The organism is Micromonospora sp. NPDC005299 (genome assembly GCF_042872345.1).
Classification (GTDB): Bacteria; Actinomycetota; Actinomycetes; order Mycobacteriales; family Micromonosporaceae; genus Micromonospora.
The window spans coordinates 298,459-322,056 of record NZ_JBIAKG010000007.1; the positions used below are offsets into that span (position 1 = coordinate 298,459).

Annotated in this window: 22 protein-coding genes; 6 read left to right on the top strand and 16 right to left on the bottom strand. The window is 74.7% G+C overall.

Going from position 1 to position 23,598, the window contains the following annotated elements; genetic code table 11:
* Positions 1 to 5 precede the first annotated feature (5 nt).
* From ACFYPD_RS21855 to mtrA, 3 genes are all read right to left on the bottom strand, one after another.
* Positions 6 to 1,805 (bottom strand): LpqB family beta-propeller domain-containing protein, encoded by a 1,800-nt coding sequence (locus ACFYPD_RS21855; RefSeq protein WP_387116343.1) that lies wholly within the window; start codon positions 1,803 to 1,805, stop codon positions 6 to 8.
* Positions 1,802 to 3,442: an MtrAB system histidine kinase MtrB gene (gene mtrB / locus ACFYPD_RS21860; protein WP_387116516.1), complete on the bottom strand. Its 1,641-nt coding sequence runs from the start codon at positions 3,440 to 3,442 to the stop codon at positions 1,802 to 1,804. The genes ACFYPD_RS21855 and mtrB overlap by 4 nt, the downstream gene beginning before the upstream one ends.
* Before the next feature lie 124 nt (positions 3,443 to 3,566).
* Positions 3,567 to 4,253, bottom strand: coding sequence for an MtrAB system response regulator MtrA (mtrA, locus tag ACFYPD_RS21865; protein ID WP_387116346.1), 687 nt, complete (start codon positions 4,251 to 4,253; stop codon positions 3,567 to 3,569).
* 211 nt (positions 4,254 to 4,464) lie between these two features.
* On the opposite strand from mtrA, the gene ACFYPD_RS21870 reads away from it, so the two are divergent.
* From ACFYPD_RS21870 to ACFYPD_RS21890, 5 genes are read left to right on the top strand one after another with little or no spacing between them, the layout of a single operon-like run.
* Positions 4,465 to 5,298 (top strand): hypothetical protein, encoded by an 834-nt coding sequence (locus tag ACFYPD_RS21870; protein WP_387116349.1) that lies wholly within the window; start codon positions 4,465 to 4,467, stop codon positions 5,296 to 5,298.
* A complete protein-coding gene (locus ACFYPD_RS21875; RefSeq protein WP_387116351.1) occupies positions 5,295 to 5,918 on the top strand; it encodes a DUF4129 domain-containing protein in 624 nt (207 codons plus the stop codon). Before ACFYPD_RS21870 ends, ACFYPD_RS21875 begins: the two co-directional genes overlap by 4 nt.
* Positions 5,915 to 7,207 (top strand): DUF4350 domain-containing protein, encoded by a 1,293-nt coding sequence (locus ACFYPD_RS21880; protein ID WP_387116353.1) that lies wholly within the window; start codon positions 5,915 to 5,917, stop codon positions 7,205 to 7,207. The genes ACFYPD_RS21875 and ACFYPD_RS21880 overlap by 4 nt, the downstream gene beginning before the upstream one ends.
* An 11-nt stretch (positions 7,208 to 7,218) precedes the next feature.
* Positions 7,219 to 8,193 carry an AAA family ATPase gene (locus ACFYPD_RS21885; protein ID WP_387116518.1) on the top strand — a complete coding sequence of 325 codons (975 nt, stop codon included), beginning with the start codon at positions 7,219 to 7,221 and terminating at the stop codon, positions 8,191 to 8,193.
* Complete coding sequence (locus tag ACFYPD_RS21890; protein ID WP_387116356.1) at positions 8,190 to 9,500, top strand: DUF58 domain-containing protein; 1,311 nt, start codon at positions 8,190 to 8,192, stop codon at positions 9,498 to 9,500. Before ACFYPD_RS21885 ends, ACFYPD_RS21890 begins: the two co-directional genes overlap by 4 nt.
* Here the strand turns inward: ACFYPD_RS21890 and ACFYPD_RS21895 are convergent.
* Positions 9,478 to 10,431, bottom strand: coding sequence for a stage II sporulation protein M (locus ACFYPD_RS21895; protein ID WP_387116359.1), 954 nt, complete (start codon positions 10,429 to 10,431; stop codon positions 9,478 to 9,480). The genes ACFYPD_RS21890 and ACFYPD_RS21895 overlap by 23 nt on opposite strands.
* A gap of 41 nt (positions 10,432 to 10,472) precedes the next feature.
* Here ACFYPD_RS21895 and ACFYPD_RS21900 point away from each other — a divergent pair, with 41 nt between their 5' ends.
* On the top strand, positions 10,473 to 11,441 hold the full coding sequence (locus ACFYPD_RS21900) for an RDD family protein (RefSeq protein WP_387116361.1): 969 nt from the start codon (positions 10,473 to 10,475) through the stop codon (positions 11,439 to 11,441).
* Between the two features lie 5 nt (positions 11,442 to 11,446).
* Here ACFYPD_RS21900 and efeB read toward each other — a convergent pair whose 3' ends face one another.
* From efeB to ACFYPD_RS21960, 12 genes are all read right to left on the bottom strand, one after another.
* Positions 11,447 to 12,775, bottom strand: coding sequence for an iron uptake transporter deferrochelatase/peroxidase subunit (gene efeB, locus ACFYPD_RS21905; RefSeq protein ID WP_387116364.1), 1,329 nt, complete (start codon positions 12,773 to 12,775; stop codon positions 11,447 to 11,449).
* Positions 12,772 to 13,902 carry an iron uptake system protein EfeO gene (gene efeO, locus ACFYPD_RS21910; RefSeq protein ID WP_387116366.1) on the bottom strand — a complete coding sequence of 377 codons (1,131 nt, stop codon included), beginning with the start codon at positions 13,900 to 13,902 and terminating at the stop codon, positions 12,772 to 12,774. The genes efeB and efeO overlap by 4 nt, the downstream gene beginning before the upstream one ends.
* 28 nt (positions 13,903 to 13,930) lie before the next feature.
* Positions 13,931 to 14,800, bottom strand: coding sequence for an iron uptake transporter permease EfeU (efeU, locus tag ACFYPD_RS21915; protein WP_387116369.1), 870 nt, complete (start codon positions 14,798 to 14,800; stop codon positions 13,931 to 13,933).
* Between the two features lie 211 nt (positions 14,801 to 15,011).
* Complete coding sequence (ahcY, locus tag ACFYPD_RS21920; RefSeq protein WP_387116372.1) at positions 15,012 to 16,511, bottom strand: adenosylhomocysteinase; 1,500 nt, start codon at positions 16,509 to 16,511, stop codon at positions 15,012 to 15,014.
* Between the two features lie 308 nt (positions 16,512 to 16,819).
* Complete coding sequence (manA, locus tag ACFYPD_RS21925; protein WP_387116375.1) at positions 16,820 to 17,971, bottom strand: mannose-6-phosphate isomerase, class I; 1,152 nt, start codon at positions 17,969 to 17,971, stop codon at positions 16,820 to 16,822.
* 2 nt (positions 17,972 to 17,973) lie between these two features.
* Positions 17,974 to 18,987, bottom strand: a complete 1,014-nt coding sequence (locus tag ACFYPD_RS21930; RefSeq protein WP_387116378.1) for a cation diffusion facilitator family transporter — start codon at positions 18,985 to 18,987, stop codon at positions 17,974 to 17,976.
* Positions 18,988 to 19,015: 28 nt separating this feature from the next.
* Positions 19,016 to 20,212, bottom strand: a complete 1,197-nt coding sequence (locus tag ACFYPD_RS21935) for an SIS domain-containing protein (RefSeq protein ID WP_387116381.1) — start codon at positions 20,210 to 20,212, stop codon at positions 19,016 to 19,018.
* Positions 20,209 to 20,421 (bottom strand): Trm112 family protein, encoded by a 213-nt coding sequence (locus tag ACFYPD_RS21940; RefSeq protein ID WP_151465048.1) that lies wholly within the window; start codon positions 20,419 to 20,421, stop codon positions 20,209 to 20,211. Before ACFYPD_RS21940 ends, ACFYPD_RS21935 begins: the two co-directional genes overlap by 4 nt.
* A gap of 184 nt (positions 20,422 to 20,605) precedes the next feature.
* Complete coding sequence (locus tag ACFYPD_RS21945) at positions 20,606 to 21,586, bottom strand: hypothetical protein (RefSeq protein WP_387116384.1); 981 nt, start codon at positions 21,584 to 21,586, stop codon at positions 20,606 to 20,608.
* A gap of 374 nt (positions 21,587 to 21,960) precedes the next feature.
* A complete protein-coding gene (nfi, locus tag ACFYPD_RS21950; protein WP_387116387.1) occupies positions 21,961 to 22,644 on the bottom strand; it encodes a deoxyribonuclease V in 684 nt (227 codons plus the stop codon).
* Positions 22,641 to 22,889 (bottom strand): hypothetical protein, encoded by a 249-nt coding sequence (locus tag ACFYPD_RS21955; RefSeq protein WP_387116390.1) that lies wholly within the window; start codon positions 22,887 to 22,889, stop codon positions 22,641 to 22,643. Before ACFYPD_RS21955 ends, nfi begins: the two co-directional genes overlap by 4 nt.
* Before the next feature lie 87 nt (positions 22,890 to 22,976).
* Entirely contained in the window at positions 22,977 to 23,561 is a 585-nt protein-coding gene (locus ACFYPD_RS21960; protein WP_387116393.1) for a DinB family protein, read from the bottom strand.
* Between the last annotated feature and the right edge of the window lie 37 nt (positions 23,562 to 23,598).

The window sequence follows — 23,598 nt, forward strand, 5'->3', positions numbered from 1 at the left end:
GCGCCTCAGTAGAGGAAGAAGGGTGCGGTCGGATTGGTCGCGCGGCTGCCCGCCGGCACGTCCAGCACCTGTTCCCGCTTGATGGTGTCGAGCGGGTTGTTCCGATAGGCCGTCCGGTTCGCCTCGTACATGTACGACAGCGACGGCAGCCCGCCGACCGCGCCGCCCGGGTACGCGGCCAACTGGGTCACCTCGGCCCCGATGTCCCGCTTGAGCGGGGTCTCCCGGCCGCCGTCGACCGTGATCTGGTGGATGGCCGGCCGCCGGTCCGCCTCGTTGCCGGCGAGGACCAGGTCGTTCTCCGCGACCCAGTCGGCGGCACTGATGCTGGTGAGCAGGGTGACCAGCCGGCGCGGCTGGCCCACACTGACCACGCCGCCGTCGACGCTGACCGCCGCGACGTAGAGGGCACCACCGCTGACCAGGGCGATCCGGTGCCCGTCGAGTGACCCGGCGACCGCGACGACCGGGCCGGGGACCGCCAGCGGAACCAGGCTCATCGCTCCCGTGCCGTCGAACCGGTAGAGCTTGCCGTCGGCCGCCACCAGGCCGGCCGGTTGGTCCTTGTCGAGGGAGCGCAGCCAGGTGGGTCGCCCGATCGCGCCGTACGCCCTGGCGCTGGTGTTGAACACGGCGACCGGCTCCGGGCCCGAGCCGACCCGGAGCCGCTGCTTGCGGTCCGCGTCCGTCACCACCAGCGCGGCCAGCACCTGGTCGCCGACGTGCGCGAGCGCCGCGGAGACCACGTTCCGGTTGGCGGCCGGCGCCAGCGGGACGCCGCTTCTCGGCTCGTTGCCGATGGCCAACGGGCGGATGGCCCCGTCGTAGACGGTGAACCGCGACGGAAGGTCCCCGGCCGGGTACGCGGCGTGCGCCGCGCGTTCCTGCTCCAGGTCGACGGTGCGCCGCTGCTGGTTCTGGATCTTCAGGTCGAGCTGGCCGCTCAGCTCGGGCAGGGCCCAGGCGAGCTGGGTGGCGAGCAGGGCGAGCCGCTCGTCGTTGGCGCCCGGCATGGTGAGGTTGACCTCCCAGTGCCCGTCCGCGCCGGTGGCGTTGTTGATCGGCCGGGTGCCGTCGGGCAGCCCGGTCACGCCCGGGGCCAGCCAGTCGGACGGGCCGCCGGTCAGCCACTTCACCACCTCGGTGACCCGTCGCTCGGCCGGCATCGACAAGGGCAGGTAACGCAGGTCGGGCACCAGCCGCGACTGATCGGAGTTCCAGAAGTAGATGGTGCGCGACGGGTAGTACCGCCGCAGCGCGTCGTCGCTGATCAGCAGCACGTTCGGCAGGTCGGTGATCAGCAGCCCTCCGCCGGCCGGCTCGGCCCGGCGCAGCTTGAACACGTACTCGGTCTCGTTGGCCACCGGCGGCGCCAGGGTGCCGTCGGCACGCAGCACACCGACCTGCTGCACCTTGACGGTCACCTCGCTGGTGCCCTGGTTGTTCGGCGGGGTGACCTCGGGCTTCTCCCGGAGCCGGACCACGGTCAGCTCGATCTCGCTGCTCTGCTGCTTCTCCCGCAGCCGACTCTTCGCCTCCTGCGCGATGAACTCCTTGACCCGGGCGTACGCCTGCTCGCGTTCACCGGCGGCGGCCGCCAGCAGGTAGTTCTCGATGAACGGGCCGGGCTCGGCGCTGTCGGTCGGGGTCGGCGGCCGTGCGGGGCTGCCGTTGAGCGCGCCGGCCTCGGCGGCCGGACCCGAGCCGTCGACCTGGACCTCGCTCTCGTGCGGGATCCCACACCCGGCCAACCCGGCGGGGAGCAGCAGCCCGGCCAGCAGCACCGCCAGCGCCCGCCGCCTCATGACGTCACCTCGGCCCGGTCACCCGACTCCGCCGGCCCGATGGCCAGGGCGCCCGCGCCGCTGCCCGGACCGATGGCGAGCGGGCCGCCGTCGCGCGGACCGCCGAACGGCAGGGTGGCGTCGGCCGGCACCAGCCGCAGCGGTGACGTGGTCAGCCGGTCCCCGGCGCGGGCCGGCAGGGTCAGCCGGAACTGGGCCCCCTGCCCGGGCGCACCCCACGCCTCCAGCCAGCCGCCGTGCAGCCGGGCGTCCTCCAGGCTGATCGACAGGCCCAGCCCGGTGCCGCCGGTCTGCCGGGCCCGGGACGGGTCGGCCCGCCAGAACCGGTTGAAGACGAGCTTCTCCTCGCCCGGCTTGAGCCCGACGCCGTGGTCGCGCACGGTGATCGCCACCGCGCTCTGGTCCACGCCGAGGGTGATCCGCACGGGCTTGGCCTCGCCGTGCTCGACGGCGTTGCCGACCAGGTTGCGCAGCACCCGCTCGACCCGGCGCGGGTCGACCTCGGCGATCACCGGGCTGTCCGGCAGGTCCATCTCGATGGCCACCCCGACCCGCTCGGCCAGCCCGCCCAGCCGCTCGGCCACCCGGTGCACCACCGGCACCAGGTCGGTCGGCTCGCTGTCGAGCATGGCGAAGCCGGCGTCGAAGCGGCTGATCTCCAGCAGATCGGTGAGCAACTCCTCGAACCGGTCCAGCTCGGCCTGGAGCAGCTCGGCGCTGCGCGCCACGGCCGGATCGAAGTCGTCCCGCTCGGCGAAGATCAGGTCGGCCGCCATCCGGACCGTGGTCAGCGGCGTGCGCAGCTCGTGCGAGACGTCGGAGGTGAACCGGCGTTGCAGCCGGGACATCTCCTCCAGCCGGAGGATCTGCCGTTGCAGGTTGGTCGCCATCTGGTTGAACGAGGCGGCGAGGAGGGCCAGGTCGTCCTCGCCGTTGACCACCATCCGCTGGTCGAGGAGGCCGGCGGAGAGCCGCTGGGCGGTCCGGGCGGCCACCCGCACCGGGGTCACCACCAGGCGGGTGACCAGGGCCGCCAGCAGGCCGAGCAGCAGCACCAGGGCCGCGCCGGTGGCGACCACGGTGGCTCGGGCGTCGGCCGCCGTGGCGTCCTGCCGGGCCAGGGGTACGAGGTAGTAGAGCTCCAGTTGCCCGAACCGGGTCGGCACCGGGGAGCCGTAGACCAGGTATTTGGTGCGCTGGCCGCCGAGCGTGCCGGTGCGGATCTGGTGGGCGACGTTGCCGGCCGCCACCGAGGCCCGCAGCTCCCGGCTGATCAGCGGGCGCACCTGCACGTCCGGGGAGGTGCGCGGCTCGATGCTGGTGAAGTTGTCGGCGGTGATCGCCACCACCACGCCGCTGGTCTGCGCCGGGTCACCGCCGGCCAGATAGTTGACCGTGCCGTCGATGGTGTCCTGGAGCTGGGCCTCCTGCGGCTGGCTGTAGAGGTTGAACTGCTTCGAGGCGTAGTCGCTGCCGTTGCGCAGCCGGATCAGGACGTCGGTCTCGGCGTTCTCCAGCAGGATGTTGGTGAGCTTGTCGGCGATCAGGTAGGCGAACCCGCCCACCAGGAGGCTCGACGCCACCAGCGTGATGGTCACCACACGAAGCTGGAGCGACCTCCGCCAGGTCTGGTGCATCCCGGCGGCGAACCGGGCCGTGCGGCCGGCCAGGAAGCGCCACAGCGCCCGCGCGGCGCGGAGCCGGCGGGGCGCGATGGTCGGCGAGGCGGGGGGCGGGGAGGTCACCACAGTGCTGACCAGGCTATCCGGTGCCCGCCTTGTAGCCCACGCCTCGGACGGTGAGGATGATTTCGGGTCGCTCCGGATCCGGCTCGATCTTGGCGCGCAGCCGCTGCACGTGCACGTTGACCAGGCGGGTGTCGGCGGCGTGCCGGTAACCCCAGACCTCCAGCAGCACCTCCCGGGTGAAGACCTGGCGCGGCTTGCGCGCGAGCGCGACCAGCAGGTCGAACTCCAGCGGCGTCAGCTTCACCTCCTCGCCGTCCCGGCTCACCGTGTGCGCCGGCACGTCGATGGTGATCTGGTTGCCGGGCGGGCCGATGGTGAGCAGTTCCGGCGCCACGTCCTCGCCCCGGCGCAGCCGGGCCCGCATCCGGGCCACCAGCTCCTTCGGCTTGAACGGCTTGACCACGTAGTCGTCGGCCCCGGACTCCAGCCCGAGCACCACGTCGACCGTGTCGCTTTTGGCGGTCAGCATCACGATCGGCACGCCGGACTCGCCCCGGATGGCCCGGGCCACGTCGATGCCGCTCATGCCGGGGAGCATCAGGTCGAGCAGGACGATGTCGGGCCGGCTGTCACGGAACGCGGCCAGTGCCCGTTCTCCGTCCGCGACGAAGGAAGGCACGAAACCCTCGCTGCGCAGGACGATGCCGAGCATCTCGGCGAGTGCGGGGTCGTCGTCGACCACCAGTACCCGGGCTCTCATGGGGTTTATCGTTCCATCCCCGTTCGTTAGGAGGGTGCGCCGTCTTCACGGCACGGTAGCGCCGAGGGCCGTCCGGCACCACAGCTGACGGCGTGGCCGCCCGCGTGGCGCGCCCCGGCGGAGGGGTCCACCGGACGCGGACGCGCCGTGCAACCATGATCCCTCGGGCGTGTCGCCGCCCGCCACCTCCCTCCGCCCGCCAGGAGTACCCGTGCCCGACGTCGGCCCGACCGCGGTGCTCCCGCGCCGCCCGCTGACCGTCGGCGAACTGCTCGACTCGGCCGTCCTGCTGCTGCGCGACCAGGCCCGGGGGCTCGTCCCGCTCGCCGTCCTGCTGGCCCTCGGCGAGCAGGCCCTGCTGCACCCGCTGCGGGTGCTGGCCGGCGCCCGGCCGCCCGAGTGGTGGCCCGACCCCGACCGGTTCGGGTGGTACTGGCTGCTGCTCGCCCTCGGCGCCGGCACCGAGGCCATGATCATCGCGCTGCTCGGCAACCCGGCCGGCCGGGCCGCCGGGGCCGCGCTGCTGGGCCGCCGCACCGGGCCACGCGAGCTGCTTCGCGACGCCCGCTGGGGCGCCACCCTGCTGGCCGGGGCCGCGGTCGGGTGCACGGTCCTGCTCGCCGGGCTGGCCGGGCCGGCCTGGTTCGTCGCGTACGGGTTGCTCGGCGCGGTGGTGCCGGTGCTCGTGGTGGACCGGGTGCCGGCGTACCGGGCGCCGGGGCGGGCGCTGCGGCTGGCGGTCCGGGTCGGCGGGCGGGCCGCCGCCATCCGGCTGCTCGGCTACCTGGGCTGGTGGCTGATCCGGCTCGGCATCGGGCTGGGTGTCTACCACGGCCTCGGGCTGCTGGGCCTCTTCGACGTCGCCGCCTGGGCGCTGCCGGTCGCCACCGTCGCCTGGGTGGCCGTGAACGCGGTCGCGTACCCGGCGCTGGCCTGCCTGGACGCGGTGCTGCACCTGGAGACCCGGATGCGCACCGAGGGGCTGGACATCCGGCTCTCCCGCGCCCCGGCCCCGGAACCCGTCCTGCTGGCGGTGCCCCGGTGAGCCGGTGGTGGACCGAGAGGGTCGCCGCGCTGGGGGACGCCGTACCACTGCCGCTGGCCGGCCTGCTCCTGCTGGCCGGGGCGCTGCTGGTCGCGCTGGCCTGGTACTCCTTCCCGGCCTGGGTGCCCCGCCGGCTGCCCCGGATCGGCCGGCCACGGCTACCCCGGCTGCGGCTGCCCCGGCCACGGCTCCCCCGGCTGCGGCTGCCGAAGCTGCGGCTGCCCCGGCGGCGGCGCCGGGCCCGGCCGGACACGGCGGCGGTGCCCGTGCCCGCGCCCCGGTCACCCGAACCGGCGCCTGCCGCCCGGGCCGGCCTCGCCGACCGGCTCGCCGCCGAGGGCCGGTACGCCGAGGCGGTCCGCGAACGGCTGCGCGAAATGGTCCGCCTGCTGGTCGCGCGGCAGCTCGTGGAGCCCCGCCCCGGGCTGACCGTCACCGAACTGACCGCGGCCGTGGCCCGGGTCCGGCCCGAGGTGCGGCCCACCCTGCACACCGCCGCGGCGATCTTCTCCGACCTCTGGTACGCCCAGCGCCCGGCCACCGCCGCACACGACCACCGGATGCGGGACCTCGCCGCCGACCTGCGTCGCGAGCTGTCCGCCGAGGGGGACCGCCGGTGACCGCGACCCTCGACCCGGCCCGGCCGGCGGCCCCGCCCGCGCCCCGCCGCCGGTGGCACCGGCTGCTGGTCCCGATCGGGCTGGCCGTGCTGCTGATCGTGACAACCCTGGTCCTGCACGCCGTGGACCAGCCCGACCCGACCGATCGGGGTTTCCTCGCCCCGGTCGCCACCGGCGACGACGGCGGCAGCCGGCTGGCCGAGGCGCTGCGCGCGCAGGGGGTGCAGATCCGCCGGGAGACCGACACGCTGCACGCCCTGCGGGCCGCCGGAGCAGGTCCGACCACCCTCTTCGTGCCCGCTCCCGGGCTGGTGCACCCGGGCACCCTGGCCGCCCTGACCGTGCTGCCTCCCGGCAGCCGGCTGGTGCTGGTCGAGCCGTCCCGCCGGGTGCTGACCGGCCTGGCCGTGCCGCTCGAACCCACCGACCGCCGGTGGGCGACCCGGGCCGTACCGCCCGACGCCGACGGCGCGCCCTGCCGGCTGCCCGAGGCGCTCCGCGCCGGCACCGCCGCCGTGGACCACCAGCGCTACGCCGGGCCGTCCGGCGCCGACCGGTGCTACGCGGGCGCGCTGCGCCGGATCTCCTGGGGCACCGAGGTGGTGGTGGTCGGGGCCAGCGACCCGTTCCGCAACGACCGGATCGACGAGTGGGGCAACCGGGCCCTCGCCACCGGCCTGCTCGGCGGCGCCCGCCCGCTGGTCTGGCTCGACCTGCCCGGCGCCGCGCCGGCCCCGACCGGGCCGAGCTGGTCGCCGAGCCCCGGCGACGGCGGGACGCCGCTGCCCCGGCGCACCGGCGGCCGCGCGGACGACCGGGCGGACCCGCCGCCGAACTGGCACAACCCGCTCTGGGACGCGTTCCCGCCCTGGTTCTGGGCGGTGCTGGCGCAGCTCGCCGTGGCCGGGCTCCTGCTGGTGCTGTGGCGGGCCCGCCGGCTCGGCCCGCCCGTGCCGGAGCCGCTGCCGGTGACGGTCCGCGCCGCGGAGACGGTGCTCGGCCGGGCCCGCCTCTACCGCCGGGCCGGCGCCCGGGACACCACCGCCGCGACGCTGCGCGCCGCCACGCTGGACCGGCTGCTGCCCCGGCTCAACCTGCCCCCCGACACGCCGCCCGACGAGGTCGCCGCCCGGGTCGCCGCGCACGCCGGGGCCGACCCGGAGCGGGTGGCCGAGCTGCTGCACGGCGCCGCCCCGGAGGACGACCGGGCGCTGCTGGAGCTGGCCCGCGACCTGGACGCCCTGACCCGTACCCTGGCCCCCCACCCGACCGAAGGAGACCTCCGGTGACCGGACCCGTCATCGCCGCCGCGTCGCCCACCGCGCAGCCCGACGCCCGCGCCGCCCTGCATCGGCTGCGGGCCGAGGTGGCCAAGGCCGTCGTCGGCCAGGACGCCGTCGTCACCGGCCTGGTCATCGCGTTGCTCTGCCGGGGGCACGTGCTGCTGGAGGGCGTGCCCGGGGTGGCCAAGACCCTGCTGGTGCGCACCCTGGCCGCCGCGCTGGACCTGGAGTCCAAGCGGGTGCAGTTCACCCCCGACCTGATGCCGGGCGACGTGACCGGGTCGCTGATCTTCGACCCGCGCACCGCCGCCTTCACCTTCCGGGAGGGGCCGGTCTTCACCAACCTGCTCCTCGCCGACGAGATCAACCGCACCCCGCCGAAGACCCAGTCGGCGCTGCTGGAGGTCATGGAGGAGCGGCAGGTCTCCGTCGAAGGGGAGCGCCGCCCGCTGCCCGACCCGTTCATCGTGGCGGCCACCCAGAACCCCGTCGAGTACGAGGGCACCTACCCGCTGCCCGAGGCGCAGCTCGACCGGTTCCTGCTCAAGCTGACCGTGCCGCTGCCCGGCCGGGACGAGGAACTGGGCGTGCTCCGGGCGCACCACGCCGGCTTCGACCCGCGCGACCTGCGCGCCGCCGGCGTACGCCCGGTGGCCACCGCCGCCGACCTGGCCGCCGCCCGGGCGGCGGTGCACGCGGTGCACGTGGCCGAGCCGGTGCTCGGCTACATCGTGGACCTGTGCCGGGCCACCCGGGTCGCCCCGGCGCTGGAGCTGGGCGCCTCGCCCCGGGGCGCCACCGCCCTGCTCGCCACCGCCAAGGCGTGGTCCTGGCTGGCCGGCCGGGACCACGTCACCCCGGACGACGTGAAGTCGGTCGCCCGGCCCACCCTGCGGCACCGGCTCCGGCTGCGCCCGGAGGTGGAGTTGGAGGGCGTCACCGTGGACGCCGTGCTGGACGCGGTGCTGGCCACCGTGCCGACGCCGCGATGACCTGGCGGGCGGGTCTGCTGCTCGCGGCGAGCGCGGCGACCCTGCCGGCCTGGCCGGCGCCGTTCCTCGGCGTCGCCGTGCTGACCGCGGCGGTGCTGCTGCTGGTCGCCCTCGACTGGACGCTCGCGGCGCCGCTGCACGGGCTCGCCGCCACCCGGGCCGGCGACCGCGCGGTCCGGCTCGGCGGGACCGCCACGGTCTCCCTGCACCTGGCCAACACCTCCGCCCGCATCCTGCGCGCCCAGGTACGCGACGCCTGGGTGCCCTCGGCCGGGGCGCGGCCCGACCTTCCCGCCGGGCGGGTGCTCACCGTCGCACCGGGCGCCACGGCCACCCTGCCGGTCCGGCTCACTCCGGCCCGGCGCGGCGACCGGCCCGCGGTGGCGCTGACCGTACGCTCGCTCGGGCCGCTGCGGCTGGCGTTCCGGCAGCGCGCCGGCCACCCCGCCACACCGCCGTGGACGCTGCGCGTGCTGCCCCGCTTCGACTCGCGGCGGCACCTGCCCGAGAAGCTGGCCAGGCTGCGGGTCATCGACGGCGTCCAGGTGACCCGGGGGCGCGGCCACGGCACCGAGTTCGACACCCTCCGCGAGTACGTGGTCGGCGACGACGTCCGCTCCATCGACTGGCGGGCCAGCGCACGTCGCTCCGACGTGCTGGTACGCACCTGGCGGCCGGAGCGGGACCGGCGGCTGGTCTGCGTGCTCGACACCGGCCGCACCTCGGCGGTCCGGCTCGGCGACGAGCCCCGGCTGGACACCGCGATCGACGCGGCGCTGCTGCTGACCGCGCTGGCCGCCCGGGCCGGTGACCGGGTCGACCTGCTCGCCGCCGACACCGCGGTCCGGGCCCGGGTGACCGGCAGCGGCCGGCCCGCGCTGCTCGCCCGGCTGGTGGACGCCGTCGCGCCGCTCCAGCCGGCGCTCGTGGAGACCGACTTCGAGCTGATCGCCGGGGAGGTGCTGCGCCGGCAACGGCAGCGCAGCCTCGTGGTGCTCTTCACCGCCTTGGAGGCCGGCGCGCTCGGCGAGGGCCTGCTGCCGGTGCTGCCCCGGCTGGCCGCCCGGCACCGGGTGGTGCTCGCGGCCACCCACGACCCGGTGCTGGCCGGGCTCACCACCGCCCCGCCCGCGAGCCCCGACGACGCGTACGCCGCCGCGGCCGCCTGGCGGGCCCTCGCCGAGCGGGACCGTGTCCGGGCCGCCCTGTCCCGGCACGGGGTGACCGTGGTGGACGCCCCCGCCGACCGGCTCGCCCCGGCGGTCGCCGACACCTACCTGCGGCTCAAGTCCCTCGGCCAGCTCTGACGGCCCGCCCGCCGAGGAGCAGCGCGTACGCCAGGAAGGCCAGCCAGACCGTCGCGCCGATCGCCACGCGGACGGCGACCGGCAGCGGCGCCGGGGTCACGAACGCCTCCAGCAGCGCGGAGACCGCGAAGAGCCCGACCAGGCCGGCGGCGACCACGATGGCCGAGCGGCCCGCCTCGGCGACGGCCCGGCCCCGGCTCAGGTGGGCCGGCGGCGCGATCCAGGCCCAGGCGGTCCGCAGCCCGACCCCGGCCGCCACGTAGATCCCGGTGAGTTCGAGCAGACCGTGCGGGGTGATCAGGCCGAAGAACACGTCGGCCCGGCCGTAGGAGACCATCACCCCGCCGACCACGCCGATGTTCAGCGCGTTCTGCCAGAGCAGCCAGAACACCGGCACCACCAGCACCCCGGCGGCCAGGCACTGCGCGGCCAGCCAGGCGTTGTGCGTCCACAGGTGGAAGGCGAAGGTCGGCGCGGTGAACTCCGTGTAGTAGCCGGCGAAGCCGGAGTCGACGAGCTGCCGGGCCGCCTCGGCGCCGATGAACGCGGCCGCGGTGTCCGGGTGGCCGGCGACGAACCAGATGAGGAAGGCGGTGAGCGCGCTGAACCCGGTGGCCACCGCGCACCACCAGGGCCACGCCCGGTAGAGGGCGGCCGGCAGGTCGGCGACGAGGAACCGGCCCACCGCCGCCCAGGAGGGCCGGGGGCGGCCGGTGATCCGCGCCCGCGCCGCGAGCACCAGGTGGGAGAGGCGGCCGACCAGCGCCGGTTCCGGGGCCCGGCTGCGCAGCGCGGAGAGGTGCGTGGCGGCCCGCTGGTAGAGCGCGACCAACTCGTCCACCTCGGCCGCATCCAGCCTGCGCCGGCCGGTCAGCTGCTCCAGCCGCCGCCACTCGGCGCCGTGCTCGGCCACGTACGCGTCGAGATCCACTCGCCCTCCCCCGTCCGGCGCCCATAGTGTTCACTGGCGGGGTGGTCGCGCAACCTCCCCCACCGGCACCGTGGGCCGACGCCGGTCTGGTCAGCGGCGAGGCGGTGGAGCTGGACGTCCGGGCGGCCCGGCTCGGCTCCCGGGTGCTCGCACTGCTGATCGACCTGGTGGCCCAGCTCGTGGTGGCGCTGCTGTTGGGCGCGGTGCTGTCGGTGCTGGTGCTCAGCCTGCCGCGGGACATCATGGACGCCGCGCTGGCCGGCGGGATGCAGCTCCTGCTGCTGGTGCTGGTGCTGGTCGGTTACCCGGTGCTGATGGAGCGGTTCGTCGGCGGCCGGACGCTGGGCAAGCTGGCCGTGGGGCTGCGGGTGGTCCGCGCCGACGGCGGCCCGGTCGGGATCGGCCAGTCGCTGACCCGGGCGCTGGTGGGCGTGGCGGTGGAGTGGCCGGGTCTGGTGCTGCCGCTGTTGAGCTGGGCGGCGAGCGTGACGGTGATGCTGACCGACCCGCGCGGGCGGCGGCTGGGCGATCTGGTGGCCGGGACGCTGGTGGTGCACACCCGGGGTGCCGGGGGGTGGCGGCCGGCCCCGCAGCCCGTGCCGCCGCTGTTCGGTTGGGCGGGCACCCTCGACCTGAGCCGGGTGGACGACGGGCTGGCGCTGGCCGTCCGGCAGTACCTGGGCCGGTTGCACCAGCTCGCCCGGCCGGACCGGGTCCGGCTGGGCCGGGAGCTGTGGGCGGAGGTCGCGGCGGTCACCTCGCCGCCCCCGCCGTGGGCCGCGCCCGAGCCGGCGTACCTGGCCGCCGTGCTGGCCGAGCGGGGTCGCCGGGCGGCGTACCGGCTGGGCCGGGCCCGGGCGGTCACCGCCACGCTCTGGCCCGAGCTGATGCCGGCGCCGGCCACCGCGCCGGCACCGGCCGTGCTGCGGCCCGCCGCGCCGTCCCGCGCCGTCCCCACCCAACCCGATCCGGTACGCGGACAGCCCACCTCGGTCGACGCCCGGCGCTGACCCGGTCAGGAAAAGAGCGCCCGGCCCCACCAGTCGGCGGCGTCGCGGACGCCGGGCGGGCAGGCGAACAGGCCGCTGGAGACGTGCCGCAGGTATTCGTTCATCGCGTCGTTGCGGGCGAGCCGGGTCTGGATCGGCACGAACTGCTTGCGCGGGTCCCGCTGGTAGGCGATGAAGAAGAGCCCGGCGTCGAGCCGGCCCAGCCCGTCCGAGCCGTCCACGAAGTTGTAGCCGCGGCGCAGCAGGCGGGCGCCGTCGTTCTGGTCGGGGTGGGCGAGGCGGACGTGCGCGGTCTCGGCGATCACCGGCTCGCCGTCGTCGCCCTTGGCGGCGAAGTCGGGCTCGTCGAACTCGGCGCGCTTGCCGAGCGGCGCGCCGCTGCCCTTGGTCCGGCCGACGATCATCTCCTGCTCGGCCAGCGGGCTGCGGTCCCAGGTCTCGACCAGCATCCGGATCTTGCGGGTGACCAGGTAGGACCCGCCGGTCATCCAGTCGGCGCCGTCGCCGGGCTGGGCCCACAACTGCTCGCGGAGCAGGTCGGCGTCCTCGGCCTTGAGGTTCGCGGTGCCGTCCTTGAAGCCGAACAGGTTGCGCGCCGTGGCCTGCCCCCGCGACGTCGACGAGGTACGCCCGAAGCCGAGCTGGGACCAGCGGACGCTGACCACACCCATGCCGATGCGGGCCAGGTTGCGGATTGCGTGCACCGCCACCTGCGGGTCGTTGGCGCAGGCCTGGACGCAGATGTCGCCGCCGGAGAGCTCCGGCTTGAGCGCGTCACCGGCGAAGTGCGGCAGGTCGGCCAGGGCGGCGGGCCGCTTGTCGGCGATGCCGAACCGGTCCCTGCCCTGGGCGTCGCGGAACAGCGTCGGGCCGAAGCCGACGGTGATGGTGAGCTGCGACGGGGGCAGCCCGAGCGCCTCGCCCGTGTCGTCCGGCGGGGCCTCCGGCATGCCGTCGACCGCGCCGATCAGCCCGGCGTCCTTGCCGGCGGTCATCCGGGCCGCAGCGGCGGTCCACTCCTGGAGCAGCGCGACCAGCCGGGCCCGGTCCTTGGTGATGACGTCGAACGCGACGAAGTGCAGCCGGTCCTGGGCCGGGGTGGTGATGCCGCCCTGGTGCTCGCCGTGGAACGGGACCGCGCCGGCCGCCGTCTCGGTGGCGGACGCCTGGTCGCCGCCGCCGAACAGGGTGCCCGCGCCGACCGCCACCCCGGCGACGCCGGCCACGCCGGCTCCGGCCAGGGTGATGGCCCGGCGCCGGGACATCCCGGTTCCGCGCGTCGCCTCGTCGGTGCTCGGTTCGCTCATCACGTCACCTCCGGACCCGGTCGTCATCGCGCGACGACCGCGGCCACCTTGCTGATCGGCTCGGCCAGGGCGTTGATGCTGTCCGACAGTTCCTTGAGCTCGGCCTTGCTGAGCTGGGTGTGCAGCTTCCAGCCGTCGCCGGCCCGGTGCTTGCCGAGGGCGGACTCGACGGCCGCGAACTCGGTGTCGAGCTGCTTGACCAGGTCGGGCGAGCGCTGCTCCAGGGCGGGGCGCAGCGCGGCGATGGCGGCCTTCGAGCCCTCCAGGTTGGCGTTGAAGTCCCAGAGGTCGGTGTGCGAGTACCGCTCCTCCTCGCCGGTGATCTTGCCGCTGGCGACCTCGTCGAGGAGCGCCTTGGCGCCGTTGGCGAGCTGGAGCGGGGTGAGCTTCTCGGCGTTGGCCTTGGCCACGATCGCCTTGACGTCGACGAGGAGCTGGTCGGCGATGGCGCCGTCCTTGCTGACGTCGCCGGTGGTCCAGAGGTCCTTCTCGATCCGGTGGAAGCCGGTGAACTGCATGCCCTCCTCGACGACCTCCTCGCGGCCGTCGATCTTCGGGTCGAGGTCGCCGAAGCTCTCCGCGACCGGCTCGATCCGCTCCCAGTAGGTGCGGGCCACCGGGTACAGCTCCTTGGCCTTGGCCACGTCGTTAACCTTGACCGCGGCCACGAACTCCTCGGTCTTGGTGAGCAGGGCGGCGGTCTGGCTCTGCACGTAGTGCTGGTAGCTCGCGGTGGCCTGGCCGAGCGCGGCGTCGGGGGCGACGGTCGCGACCGTGCCGCTGACCTTCAGCGCGCCCCGGATGCCGCGGCCGCTCATGCCGGGCTTGCAGGCGGTCTCGTACGTGCCGGCGGGCAGTTCGACGCGTAGTTCGCGGCTCAGCCCCGGGGCGATGTTCTCCACCTCGCCCATCACCCGGTCGCCGGCGGCGTAGACGTAGAACTCGTTGACCTTGGACCCGGAGTTGGTCACCTTGAAGGTCACCTGGCCGGCCTCGATCTCGGTGCTGTCGACCTCGCAGGCGCTGTCGGTGGCCTTGACGGCGATCGGGCCGCCGGCCTTGGCGTCCTGGTCGTCACCGCCCCCGCACCCGGCCAGTCCGGCGACGGCGAGCACCCCGGCGGCGGCGGGCACGACGAATCGAGTGGTACGCATCGGTGGTGTCTCCTCGGAAACGGGCGGGTCAGGCGCGCTGCGGCGCGGTGTCGGGGACGTCGGCAGCCGGCTTGGCCGGGGCGGCCGGCGTCGCCGGCTTGCGCAGGAAGAGCAGGAGCACCGGCACCGCGTACGCCACCCAGGCCACCATCTCCAGCACGCTCGGCGTGGGCGTGATGTTGAACATGCCGCTGAGCAGCGTCGCGTACCAGGTGCTCGGGTCGAGTGCCCCGGAGATGTCGAAGGCGTGCTGGTTGAGGCCGGGCAGCACGCCGGCCTCCTGGAAGTCGTGCACGCCGTACTTGAAGATGCCGGCGGCGACCAGGATCAGCAGCGCGCCGGTCCAGGTGAAGAACTTGCTGAGGTTGAGCTTGAGGGCGCTGCGGTAGAGCAGGAAGCCGAGCACCACGGCGGTGACGATGCCACCGACGAGAGCGAGCATGGCGTCGCGGACTGTGTCGCCGGCCGTGCTCTTCGCGGCGGAGTAGAAGATCAGCGCGGTCTCCAGGCCCTCCCGGATGACCGCGAGGAAGGCCATGCCGGCCACCGCGAACGCGCCGACGGCGAGCGCCTCGGAGAGCTTGCCCCGCAACTCACCGGCGATGCTCCGGGCGGCCTTGCGCATCCAGAAGATCATCCAGGTGACGAAGACGACGGCCGCCACGGAGGTGACGGCGTCGAAGAGCTCCCGCGACTCCGAGGTCTGGAGCAGCGAGGTCGAGGTGTACTCGATCAGCCAGCCGAAGAGCACCGACAGCGCCACGGCCGCGCCGACCCCGAGCCACACGTGTGGCAGCCTGTTGCGGCGGTTCGACTTGACCAGGAAGGCGACCAGGATGCTGACCACCAGGGTCGCTTCCAGGCCCTCCCGCAGGCCGATCAGGTACGTGGCGAACATCGGTACTCCGTAGTCGGTAAGGCACGCCTCAGCTAACTTAGGGCAGCCATACCTTCCTACTGATCGGGCCGGCCGTCAAGTCGTTCATGGCCATGTCACCCGAACCGTCCGCAGCCCGACACGTGCAGATCACCGCGGCTTTCCCCCGCGTACGCGGAGGGGACCGGGACGGCCGCGCGGCGGCCGGCCCCGGTCCCCTCCGGGCAGGAACTCAGTAGCGGTAGTGCTCCGGCTTGAACGGGCCCTCCTGGGACACGCCCAGGTAGGCGGCCTGCTCCTTGGTGAGCGTGCTCAGCTTGGCGCCGAGCGCGCCCAGGTGCAGCCGGGCGACCTTCTCGTCCAGGTGCTTGGGGAGCACGTACACGCCGACCGGGTATTCGTCGGTCTTGGTGTAGAGCTCGATCTGGGCGATGGTCTGGTTGGCGAACGAGTTCGACATCACGAAGCTCGGGTGGCCGGTGGCGTTGCCCAGGTTCAGCAGGCGGCCCTCGGAAAGCACGATGATGGCGTGGCCGTCCTCGAAGCGCCACACGTCGACCTGCGGCTTGATGTTCTCCCGCGTCACGTCGGAGCGCTTCGACAGGCCGGCCATGTCGATCTCGTTGTCGAAGTGGCCGATGTTGCCGACGATGGCCTGGTGCTTCATCCGGGCCATGTGCTCGTGGGTGATGACGCTGAAGCAGCCGGTCGCGGTGATGAAGATGTCGGCCTGCTCGACCACGTCGTCCAGGGTGGCCACCTGGTAGCCGTCCATCGCCGCCTGGAGGGCGCAGATCGGGTCGACCTCGGTCACCACGACCCGGGCGCCCTGGCCGCGCAGCGACTCGGCGCAGCCCTTGCCCACGTCGCCGTAGCCCATGACGACGGCCATCTTGCCGCCGATCAGCACGTCGGTGGCCCGGTTGATGCCGTCGATGAGCGAGTGGCGGCAGCCGTACTTGTTGTCGAACTTGCTCTTGGTCACCGAGTCGTTGACGTTGATGGCCGGGAAGAGCAGGGTGCCGGCCCTGTGCATCTCGTAGAGCCGGTGCACGCCGGTGGTGGTCTCCTCGGTCACGCCCTTGATGCCGGCGGCGATCCGGGTCCAGCGCTGGCCGTCCTCGGCGAGCGAGCGGTGCAGCAGCTGGAGGATGACCGCGTATTCCTCGGAGTCGGCGGACTCGACCGGCGGCACGACGCCGGCCTTCTCGAACTCGGCGCCCTTGTGCACGAGCAGGGTGGCGTCGCCGCCGTCGTCGAGGATCATGTTCGGGCCCTGCCCGTCGGGCCAGGTGAGCACCTGCTCGGTGCACCACCAGTATTCCTCCAGGCTCTCGCCCTTCCAGGCGTAGACCGGGACGCCGGCCGGCGCCTCGGGGGTGCCCTCCGGGCCGACGACGATCGCGGCCGCGGCGTGGTCCTGGGTGGAGAAGATGTTGCAGGACGCCCAGCGGACCTGCGCGCCGAGCGCGACCAGGGTCTCGATCAGGACGGCGGTCTGGATGGTCATGTGCAGCGAGCCGGTGATGCGGGCGCCGGCGAGCGGCTGGGCCTCGGCGAACTCGCGACGGATCGCCATCAGCCCGGGCATCTCGTGCTCGGCGAGCCGGATCTCCTTACGCCCGAACGCGGCGAGCGACAGATCCGCCACCTTGTAGTCGCCCTCGGCGAGGGTGCTCGGCCGGGCTCCGGACGACGCGCCACGGGGGGCCGCCGGGAGGGTGCTGGTCATGGAAGCTCCTGTCGAACGAAGTGCTGCGCAGCCTTCCACCTTACGCGCGTGGACTTCTTCTCCCGTGCCCGGTTGGCCGACGGGGCGCTGACCGGTCGGCGGACAGCGCACGGGGCGGTCGGTCGTGAACGGACTTTCCGCTCACGGCCCGGCCGCCCCGTGCATCCCCCCGGTTTGGTTCCCCGCGCGTTACCGAGACCTTCGTCGCGACAACGCTGCGTACCCATAGAGTCACACCGCGTCACGGGTGCGTCAAGCTATTTCGGGAAAGTCGGACTTGGGATCTCGGACGCGGCCGCGCTGATCGATCAGCGCACGCCAGCCGTGGCGACGAAGCCTTCGCCGTTCCCGCCGAGCACCAGCGGGCCGCCCGCCGCGGCGCCGATCGCCGCCTGACCGGCCGTCAGGGTGACGCGACCCACCCCGTCGTCGACGACGAGCTCGCCGGCGCGGCAGAGCACCACCCGCGGGCCGGGCAGCGCCAGCCGCACCGCCGGGCCGTCGGGCGTCACCTCGACCCGGTGCAGCGCGAAGTCCTCCACCGGCACCGGCCAGGTCACCACCCCGGGCGCCACCGGCTCCGGCCGGACCACCGGATCGTCGAGCACCTCGAAGCGCAGCACCCGCACCAGCTCGTCCACGTCCACCCGCTTCGGGGTGAGCCCACCACGCAGCACGTTGTCGCTGGCCGCCATGATCTCCACGCCCGTGCCCCGCAGGTAGGCGTGCAAGTTGCCGGCCGGCATCCAGATCGCCTCGCCCGGCGCCAGCCGGACGTGGTGCAGCAGCAGCGCCACCACCACGCCCGGGTCCGCCGGGTAGTCGGCCGACAGGGCCCGGGCCAGCTCGGCGTCCGGCCCGGCGACCTCCGCCGCCAGCACGTCCGCCACCAGCCCGGCCCGCTCCGCCGCCGGCCAGCTCAACAGCAGGCGTACGGCCTCCCGCAGCCCCGCCGGCCCGGTGCGCAGCGCCGCCACCACCGGCTCCAGCGCGGGTACGCCGAACGCGGCGATCGCCGTCGCCGACTCGGCCGGGTCGCGGAATCCGCAGAGCGCCTCGAACTCCGACAGCGCGACCAGCAGCTCCGGCTTGTGGTACGGGTCGACGTAGTTCACCCGGTCCGCGTCCGCGGCGTACCCGGCCCGGGCCTGCTCGGCGTCGGGATGGGCCTGGAGGCTCAGCGGGGCGTCCGCCGCCAGCACCTTCAACAGGAACGGCAGCCGGGTGCCGAACCGGCCGACCAGGCGCTCACCCAGCCAGTGCGCCGGCTCGGCGACCAGCAGGTCGGTGAGGCTGGCCGGACTGCCGTCCCGCTCCACGGTGGCCGGGGCACCCGGGTGGGCGCCCAGCCACAGCTCGGCCTCCGGCCCGGCGCTCGGCGCCGGACGCCCCTGCAACTCGGCGATCGCGGTGCGGGAACCCCAGGCGTAGTCCCGGATCCGACCCTGCAGCAGCTCCACGGTCAGCTCCCGGGCCGTCCGGCGACCTCGTCGCCGCCGGTGTCGGCGTCCGGCTGCGGAACCGCGGTGTGCGCCGCCTGCCCGGTGCCCGCCCGGTCCGCCGCCGCGCTGTAGATGTCCGGCTCCAGGTAGATGACCCGGGCGACCGGCACGGCGGCGCGGATCCGCGCCTCGACGGCGTTGATGCCGCGGGCCAGCTCCTCGGCGGACTCGCAGGCCGGCACCCCGATCTTCGCGGCCACCATCAGCTCCTCCGGGCCCAGGTAGAGCGTCTTCATGTGGATGATCCGCTCGACCTCCGGCCCCTCGGTCACGGCCCGCTCGATCTTGGCCAGGTCGTGGCGCTCCGCGCCCTCACCGAGCAGCAGGCTCTTGGTCTCGATGGCCAGCGTGATCGCGATGACCACCAGCAGTACACCGATCATCCCGGTGCCGGCCGCGTCCCACATGCCGTTCCCGGTGATCAGGGTCATCCCCACGCCGAACAGAGCGAAGACCAGACCGATCAGCGCGCCGAAGTCCTCCAGCAGCACCACCGGCAGCTCCGGGGCCTTGGCCCGGCGGATGAACCGAACCCAGGACTGGTTGCCGCGAATGTGGTTGGACTCCTGGATGGCGGTCCGGAACGAGAAGCTCTCCATGCCGATCGCGATCACCAGGACGGCCACCGGAACCCACTGCCACTCGGTGATCGGCTCCGGATGCTGCGCCTTGTGGTACGCCTCGTACAGCGCGAAGAGGCCACCGACGCTGAACAGCACGATCGCCACGATGAACGCGTAGATGTAGCGCTCCCGGCCGTAGCCGAACGGGTGTTCCGGGGTGGCCTCCCGCTTGGCCCGCCGCCCGCCGAGCAGCAGCAGGCCCTGGTTGCCCGAGTCCGCCACCGAGTGGATCGACTCGGCCAGCATCGACGAGGAGCCGGTCAGCAGGAACGCGATGAACTTCGTGACGGCGATGCCGACGTTGGCCGCCAGAGCGGCGACGATCGCCCGCGTTCCACCGTTTGCGCTCATGCCTCTCCCCGCCCGATGCCGCACGTGCTCACTGGTTCGCCAGCTCCTTCATCTCGGTGATGGCCGGCACGGCCATCGGGTCCAGTCCGTGTGCCAGGGCGAGGTAGACCGAGGCGAAGTCCGGGACCGCCATCAGCGAGGCGAGCCGCTCCAGCGCGGACCCGCCCTCCGCGGTCACCACGTCGCAGCGCACCCCGCGCCGCTCGGCGAGGGTCTGCACCGCGTCCGCCCGGCGCTCCTCCACGGCCAGCGGCTCGTCGGTGTCGTCCTCGGCGTTGAGGCCGCCGTCGCGCAGCAGCACCAGCCGCAGCCGGGTGGCGTCGCCGTCGGTCTCCTCGGGGTCGGCGAAGATGTCCCGCTCCCCCTCGACCAGGCCGCCGAAGACGCCGTCGAGCAGGCCGACCCGGCCCCGGCCCGCCTCGCCCAACGCCCCGGTGACCACCGGGTAGCGGGCGTTGGCGGAGAGCGTGTCGCCGAACCGGCGGGCCGCCACGGTCGCCAGCGGCGACGAGCCCCAGACGATCGGGATCGACCCGGACAGGCCCAGGGCCAGCGACTTCGCCGGGTTGACGAAGGACTCGGCGGTGGGCCGGCACCGGTCGGCGTCGGCGTCCAGCCGGGCCGCGGTCTCGGCCAGATCCGCCTCGTTGACCTTCACGAGCCCGAGCGTACGGGCGGCGAGCAGGACCGGCACGGTGAGCGCCCAGAGGCTGGCCCGGGCCGGGGCGCGCCGGGGCACCGGGATGAACGGCGCGCGGGCCCGCTCGGCCACCGACTGGAGCTGCGAGTCCGGGGCGCCGACGGCGACCAGGCGGGCGCCCCGCCGGTGGGCGGCCTCGGCGGCGCCCAGCGCCTCGGGGCTGCGGCCGGAGGCGCTCACCGCGATGACCACGTCCGCCGCGCCCACCCAGCCGGGCACACCGGCGCTGCGGTGCGGGATCACCGGCACCGGGCAGCGCGGCCCGGCCACCGTGGCCAGCACGTCGCCGGTCCGCCCGGCCGTGCCGATGCCCGCGATGACCACCGCCCGCGGGCGGCCCTCGTCGGCGAGCACGGCCAGGTTCGCCTCGGCGGCCAGCGCCGCCGACTCACGGACCTGAGCGCCGCCGGAGGCGGTGAACCGCAGCATTCCACCCGGGTCCTGCTCGGCCAGCCGGTCCGGATTGTCCAGCAATGACTCATCCGCGTGCCGGTGCCCGCTGACCCCGGCCGTACCCTCCATCATCGCGGCGACGCCGAGCCGCCGCGCGCGTCGTCCGCCGCGGGGCCGCCGCGCGCCTCGTCGAGGAGCAGCACCGGGACATCGTCCCGGACCTCGAAGATCCGACCGCACTCGGTGCAGGTCAACGTCTGGGCCTGCGGGTCGTAGTCGAGCGGTGCGTGGTGCGTGTCCGGGCAGGCGAGGATCTCGAGCAACTGCGGGTCCAGGGCCACGGCGCGGCTCCTTCCACGTATGTGGTCTCACCGGTCGGCGGTGCCGTCCGGCGCACGCGATCTTATCGGCGAACCGGCGCGGGCACCGCGCCACATCTCGGCACCCGGCGGCCGGTGCGCGGCGACCCGGTCAGGTCGCCGTCACCCACCGTCACCGTAACCCCGGCGGCCGGCCGGTTCCGGTTCAGCGGGGCACGCGGGGCAGCACGGTCGTGGCGTCGCCGCCCGCGGCAGCCGGCGGCTCGCCGTCCGGCCGGTCGGCCGTGGCCGTGGGGGCGCCGTAGACGCTCCCGGTCGGGCGCGGCGTCGGGGCGGGCGGCTGCTGCGTGTACACCTGACCGGCGGGCGCGCCGGAGCGATAGGTCGTGCTGCTGCGCGGCAGCGGCACCGGCGGGTGACCGACGCCCGGCTGACCGTCCGTCTTCTCCGCGCGGCTGCGGCGGACCAGCAGCACGATCAGCGCGATGCCGACGAGCACCAGTGCGATGCCGAACCACATGATCGGGGAACCTCCGGAGGACGAGTCGTCGGCGGCGGTGCCGGCGGCCGGGTCGAGCGCGGCGGCCACCGCCGAGGTGGTGGCCTCGGCCGGCGTGGTCGCCACGGCGCTCGGGGTAGGGGTCGGCGAAGGCTTGCGGGACGGCGTCGGGCTGGGACTGGCGGTGCGCTCCGCGCCCACCACGCGAGCCGCGGTGGTGGACCGGCCGAGCACCCGGCCGTTCGCGGCGCTCGCCTCGCCGACCACGGCCAGCCGCCCGCCGGTCGCGCCGGCCAGGAAGGCCACCCGGTAGCGGACCGTGATCCCCTTGCCCTTGCACAGCGCCGGGTTGGCGGGCGAGGTCTGCGCGGTGGCGACGGCGCCGCCACCGCCGGACACCGGCACCGGCACCCACCGGCCGCCGCTGGCCACCTGCACCTGGACCTGATCCGCCCGCAGGCCGTCGAGCCGCAGCCCCAGCGCGGTGCGGAGCAGCACACAGCCGTCGGTGCGCTTGCGCACCTCGACCGCCATCGTGCCCGCCGAGCCACCGGCCGTGAAGCTGCTCGCCGAGCGCACCTCCACCCGGTCGTCGGCGGCCAGCGCCGGGGACGCCGCGCCGGCCACCAGGCCGCCCAGCATCACGCCGACCGTGGCCCACCGCGCCGCGTGCCGCCTCACCGACATCTCCACCTCACCGTTTCCGCCCCGGACGGGATCCGCCGGTCAGGTTACTACCGGCCCGGAGGGGCACCCGCCGATCGAGCACCCCGCATGTGTGCCGCGACACCCCGCGGCACCCGCTCCATCCTCGACGTGTCCCGGCCCGTCCGCATGATCAATTCCGGCCGTCGTGGCCCGGGTCGCCCACTGCCGACCGGCGCGGCCCGTGCCGGGTGACCGCACGGCGCGGCGCGCGCCGGGGTGACCTCGCGGACGCAGCCCCGTCGGGTGACCTCGCGGCACGGTCTGCGCCGGGTGACCTCGCTGCACGGTCTGCGCCGGGTGATCTCCTGGCGGTGCGGAGCCGGTGGCGGGACCTCGGCGGGTCCGGTCGGCGGTCAGGCGCCGGCGGCGAGGGCCCCGCGGCAGAGCCGGTCCGCGGTCCGGGTGGTCTCCGGCAGCCGGTACCGGGGCGTCGACGCCAGCACCCGGTCGACCGCGTTGTCCAGACTCATCCGGTGCCCGACGCTGACGAAGACCGGCTTCACCCCGTCGCGGGTCCGCAGCACCCGGCCCACCACCTCACCGCCGTCGCGCAGCGGCGTCCAGGCACCCCGCTGCGGCGCCGGCGCGTCCCAGACCCCGACCAGCGGCGTCTTCCCCACCCCGATCGCGGGCAACCCGGTCACCAGCCCCAGATGGCAGGCCAACCCGAACCGGCGCGGATGCGCCAGCCCGTGGCCGTCGCAGATCAGCAGGTCGGGCCGGACGGTCAACCGCTCCAGGGCCGCCAGCAACGCCGGCAGCTCACGGAAGGCGAACAACCCCGGCACGTAGTCGAACGCCGGCCGGCCCACACTCACCGCCTCGTCCACCACGGCGAGGGTGGCCGCGTCCAGCACCGTGACGGCCGCCGCGAGCCGGTCGCCGCTCTCCGCGTAGGCGACGTCCAGCCCGGCAACCGTCGCGGGCGCGGTCGGCCCCGGCCCGACCAGGTCGACCCGCGACCGCAACTCCTCCTGTACGCGCAGCGCCTCCGCCACATCGGCGGGCGGACGGTACGGCACTCCACCGCCCGTCACTGCCGATCGTCCTGCCGGTCGGCGTCGCGACGGCCAGCCGGCCCGGCGCTCTGGTCGGATTTCGGGCCGCCAGCCGGGTCGGGGTTCGGCTCCACGGCCTGATCGGCGTGCTGATCAGCGGCCTGATCGGGACTCGGGCCGGGGTTGCGGGCGGGGGTGTTGGCCAGGGCGATCGCGAAGGCCACGCCGATGCCGATCCCGACGGCCACGCCTGCGGCGCCGCCGATGGTCAGCAGGCCGATCACCAGCCCGACCAGCAGGCCCGCGACCCAGGAGGCGGCCTGACGTCGTGGCGAACCCGTCATCGGATCACCGTAGCCGCCGGATGCGGGTCACTGGCCGACGCGGCCGTCGATCAGCTCGCGCAGCAGGTCGGCGTGGCCGTTGTGCCGGGCGTACTCCTCGATCATGTGCACTAGCAGCTCCCGCAGCGAGATTTCGCCGTCGCCGTGCCGCCCCTTGACGTCCAGGCTCGGGGCCTCGGCGACGAACCGCTCCGCGTACGCGACCTCCTCCCGCCAGGCCGCCCAAGCCTCCGCGACGACGGTCGGGTCGCCCACCGCGCCGTTGAAGTCGGCGTCCGGGTCCGCCTGGGTCCGCCAGATCCGCGGTGCGTCCTCGCCCGCCATGGTGCGGCGGAACCAGCTCCGCTCCACCTCCGCCAGGTGCCGGACCAGCCCGAGCAGCGACATGGGCGACGGGGGGACGAACCGCCGGGCCAACTGCTCCGCGTCGAGGCCGGCGCCCTTGAGTTCGAGGGTGAGGCGCTGATCCCGCAGGTAGTTGACCAGGACGCTCAACTCGTCGTCGAACCCGCCCTCCGAGCGCGGGTCGTCCGCCGGCTTGACGAACATGTTCGACCAGGCGAACTGAGGAGTGGGTCGATCGGTCCCGGTGCTGGTACCCGCGTCAGACATGCCCGGACCTTCTCGCTTGGGGACGGCGGCCGGCAAG

What these genes read in the sequence shown, in the direction of transcription:
- ahcY (WP_387116372.1), bottom strand. Translation starts at nt 16,511, where the DNA reads ATGACCAGCACCCTCCCGGCGGCCCCCCGTGGCGCGTCGTCCGGAGCC.
- ACFYPD_RS21960 (WP_387116393.1), bottom strand. Translation starts at nt 23,561, where the DNA reads ATGTCTGACGCGGGTACCAGCACCGGGACCGATCGACCCACTCCTCAG.
- ACFYPD_RS21930 (WP_387116378.1), bottom strand. Translation starts at nt 18,987, where the DNA reads ATGAGCGCAAACGGTGGAACGCGGGCGATCGTCGCCGCTCTGGCGGCC.
- efeB (WP_387116364.1), bottom strand. Translation starts at nt 12,775, where the DNA reads ATGACGACCGGGTCCGGAGGTGACGTGATGAGCGAACCGAGCACCGAC.
- ACFYPD_RS21890 (WP_387116356.1), top strand. Translation starts at nt 8,190, where the DNA reads ATGACCTGGCGGGCGGGTCTGCTGCTCGCGGCGAGCGCGGCGACCCTG.
- ACFYPD_RS21855 (WP_387116343.1), bottom strand. Translation starts at nt 1,805, where the DNA reads ATGAGGCGGCGGGCGCTGGCGGTGCTGCTGGCCGGGCTGCTGCTCCCC.
- mtrA (WP_387116346.1), bottom strand. Translation starts at nt 4,253, where the DNA reads ATGAGAGCCCGGGTACTGGTGGTCGACGACGACCCCGCACTCGCCGAG.
- mtrB (WP_387116516.1), bottom strand. Translation starts at nt 3,442, where the DNA reads ATGCACCAGACCTGGCGGAGGTCGCTCCAGCTTCGTGTGGTGACCATC.
- ACFYPD_RS21945 (WP_387116384.1), bottom strand. Translation starts at nt 21,586, where the DNA reads ATGTCGGTGAGGCGGCACGCGGCGCGGTGGGCCACGGTCGGCGTGATG.
- efeU (WP_387116369.1), bottom strand. Translation starts at nt 14,800, where the DNA reads ATGTTCGCCACGTACCTGATCGGCCTGCGGGAGGGCCTGGAAGCGACC.
- ACFYPD_RS21935 (WP_387116381.1), bottom strand. Translation starts at nt 20,212, where the DNA reads ATGATGGAGGGTACGGCCGGGGTCAGCGGGCACCGGCACGCGGATGAG.
- efeO (WP_387116366.1), bottom strand. Translation starts at nt 13,902, where the DNA reads ATGCGTACCACTCGATTCGTCGTGCCCGCCGCCGCCGGGGTGCTCGCC.